Below are 3,054 nucleotides of genomic sequence, written 5' to 3'. Positions count from 1 at the left end.
GGTACGCGGTTGGGCACCCCTGCCCAACCCGCGTGTTGCGGCTTGGCCGCGACGCTCTCAAGGCTTGATGTAGGTAAAGCCTTGCTGCTGGAGACGCGACAACTCGGCGACGCCGCTCGGCACGATATCGGCTTCGCTCACGTCGTACATGTCGTCCATTTCGACATTGCGCCCTTTCAGGGTGTTCGCGCAGACCTCGAACGCCACGCCTTGCTGTTTCAGTCCATCGATCCGAGCGGCCATGTCTTGGTCGGCGTTGGCCGCCTTCATCTTGGTACCTTCCAAAGCGTCCGGCTCGACGACCAACGAGATTCCGTCACCGTGCATGACAACCTTGACCTCGATATTGTCGGCTCCGACCGCGTCGATGTGATTCTGAATGTTGCGCAGAGCGGCAATCTGCGTTGCCGCGTCGTCGACGTTGATGTGGTAGACGACCTTCTGACTAGGGTATCCATCGTCGGCGTACGGGGCGCCGACGACAAGCAGGAAGAGGGACGAAGCCAGGATGATACGTTTCATTGGATTTGATCCGATGGTGGTTGTTGTCGGTTCTCGTGCGCGAGTGTCGGCCCGGTCTGCGTGCAACACGATGCACGATTTGCCGATGCGTCGCGCATGCAGCTTCGCGCGGAGTTCCGACCGCGCAACTCAGGATAGGTCAAGAACCGCCCGATAGTTCAGCTTTTCGAGCATGGGTATGGGAGGCGGATCGCCACGCGCCAAGGCACCAACGGAGAGAGGGGTCGGAGCACGGATCACGGTTTCCTGCTATCGTCGGTGCCACTGTTACTGCAAGACAACGAACGATCGGTAGCCCGACAGGCTCGCATTGTCGCCGCCGTCTTCCACATGCAAGTCATCTTGCGGGGCATCGATCGCAACGCGATCTTCTTCGCCGACCGCAGCACATGCTGAACGCCCTTCGAGACGCGACCAACGGTGGCTTCGTCCCAGGCAATCACGCTTCCAGAGGCAGATTGCGATCATGGTCGGTCGGCGCACTAAGCCCGGCGCGTCGGGCCGTCCGAGGAAAGAGCCAGTCGAGACCAATCGCGTCGATCTGCCGATATGACCGGGAAACCATGGGCTTATCCCGGTTTTCGCTTCTGGTTCTTATGCCGATTAAACGTACCTCTTGACGTACGTACGAAATATCGGACAATCGGCGTTTGTGGCTTATTGGAGGTGGGTCATGGCTGCAATTACGGCCAGCGAAGCGCGCGCAAACCTGTATCGCCTGATCGACGAGACCGCATCCTCGCATCAGCCGTTGCTGATTTCGGGGAAGCGGAACAGTGCAGTGCTGGTTTCCGCGGAAGACTGGGAGGCGATCCAGGAGACTCTGTTTCTGCTATCTGTACCTGGTATGCGCGAATCGATCCGGGAAGGCATGAAGACGCCCGTGAACGAATGTGCCGGTGATCTAAATTGGTGAACTGGCAGGTGGTTTATACGAAGCAAGCACAGATAGACGCGAAGAAACTGGCGTCAAGTGGGTTGAAATCCAAGGCACAGGAGTTGTTGGCGATTCTTGCCGAAGACCCATTTAAGCGGCCACCCCCTTTCGAAAAACTCGTTGGCGATCTTGCGGGTGCCTATTCAAGGCGAATCAATATACAGCATCGGGTGGTATACGAGGTTCGGGAAGGGGAAAGGATGGTTAAGGTGCTACGGCTATGGAGCCATTACGAATAACGTGGACCCGTTGCGCTGAGCAGAGATCGCTCGATTGCCGCCGCGCCCATTGCGCATCAGCCTGCCGAGGTTAGCCATGCACCGCCGCAAACTGCCGATCGGGATTCAGACTTTCCGCGAAATCCGTGAGGATGACTATTACTATGTCGACAAAACGGGCTTTGCGCGCCAGTTGGTCGACGAGGGGAAATACTATTTCCTCTCGCGCCCGCGGCGCTTCGGCAAGTCGCTGCTGATCGATACCCTGGCCGAGCTGTTCGCCGGCAACGAGCCGCTGTTCGGAGGGCTGGAGATCCATCCGCACTGGGACTGGTCGACACGCTATCCGGTCATCCGGATCAGCTTTGCGGAGGGTGTGCTTCAGAGTCGCGACGCACTGGACGCACGCATTGCTGATCTGCTGCGCATCAACCGCGAGGCACTGGCGGTCGCCGTCCATCCGGATCTCGACATCGCCGGGGCCTTCGGCGAGCTGATTCGCAAGACCCACGCCCACTACGGACAACGTGTCGTGGTCCTGGTGGATGAATACGACAAGCCGATCCTCGATAACCTGAACGATCGCGACACGGCTCGCGCGATGCGCGACGGACTGCGTAACCTCTACTCGGTGATCAAGGGATCCGACGCCCATATCCGTTTCGCCTTCCTCACCGGGGTGAGCAAATTCAGCAAGGTGAGCATCTTTTCCGGACTCAACAACCTGAATGACATCACAGTGGATACAACCTACTCCGCCATCTGCGGCTATACCCCGCAGGATGTAGAAACCGTCTTTGCACCGGAGCTCGAAGGCGTCGACCGCGATCGGATGCGTGACTGGTACAACGGATACAACTGGACGGGGGAGGCCGTCTACAACCCCTTCGATCTGTTGTTGCTGTTTCAGAAACGCGAATTTCGCTCCTGGTGGTTCGAGACCGGCACGCCGACCTTTCTGGTCGATCGGCTCACCGCGCGCGGCTATTTCACGCCCGACCTGGCCAGCGTGCGTGCATCGGAGGCACTGCTGTCGACGTTCGACGTGGACAGCATGTCGCCCGAGGCGTTGCTGTGGCAGAGCGGTTATCTCACCTTTACCGGTTCGCGACGGATCGGCGCACGGCTCGAATACAGCCTGGGGTACCCGAACCTGGAGGTGGAGTCGGCGTTGAACGACGCGCTTCTCAAGGGACTGATGGGCGATCCCATGCAGGCCGAGCGCGCCGTCAGCCGGCTCTACGACGTACTGGTGAGCGGCGATTTCGAGGCCCTGCGCGCCCATGTCGAGGCGCTCTTCGCAGCCATCCCGCATCAGTGGCATGACGGCCATCCGATCGCCCGGTACGAAGGCTTCTATGCCAGCGTCTTCTACAG

At 59.3% G+C, this 3,054-nt stretch carries 4 protein-coding genes; 3 read left to right on the top strand and 1 reads right to left on the bottom strand.

Going from position 1 to position 3,054, the window contains the following annotated elements; translation table 11 throughout:
* Nucleotides 1-57 precede the first annotated feature (57 nt).
* Nucleotides 58-522: a DsrE family protein gene (locus GPT33_RS17865; protein ID WP_296811759.1), complete on the bottom strand. Its 465-nt coding sequence runs from the start codon at nucleotides 520-522 to the stop codon at nucleotides 58-60.
* Between the two features lie 673 nt (nucleotides 523-1,195).
* On the opposite strand from GPT33_RS17865, the gene GPT33_RS17860 reads away from it, so the two are divergent.
* The 3 genes from GPT33_RS17860 to GPT33_RS17850 all read left to right on the top strand — a co-directional run.
* On the top strand, nucleotides 1,196-1,438 hold the full coding sequence (locus GPT33_RS17860) for a type II toxin-antitoxin system Phd/YefM family antitoxin (protein WP_296811757.1): 243 nt from the start codon (nucleotides 1,196-1,198) through the stop codon (nucleotides 1,436-1,438).
* Entirely contained in the window at nucleotides 1,435-1,698 is a 264-nt protein-coding gene (locus GPT33_RS17855) for a Txe/YoeB family addiction module toxin (RefSeq protein ID WP_296811755.1), read from the top strand. The genes GPT33_RS17860 and GPT33_RS17855 overlap by 4 nt, the downstream gene beginning before the upstream one ends.
* Nucleotides 1,699-1,774: 76 nt before the next feature.
* Nucleotides 1,775-3,054: AAA family ATPase (locus GPT33_RS17850; RefSeq protein ID WP_296811754.1), on the top strand; the 1,280-nt coding region annotated here is incomplete at its 3' end.

The sequence above is a fragment of the Thiocapsa sp. genome, assembly GCF_011390875.1.
Lineage (GTDB): Bacteria > Pseudomonadota > Gammaproteobacteria > Chromatiales > Chromatiaceae > Thiocapsa.
This window is presented reverse-complemented; position numbering and strand designations above follow the sequence as displayed.

Coding starts and splice junctions, on each gene's coding strand:
- GPT33_RS17865 (WP_296811759.1), bottom strand. CDS start 522: ATGAAACGTATCATCCTGGCTTCGTCCCTCTTCCTGCTTGTCGTCGGC.
- GPT33_RS17860 (WP_296811757.1), top strand. CDS start 1,196: ATGGCTGCAATTACGGCCAGCGAAGCGCGCGCAAACCTGTATCGCCTG.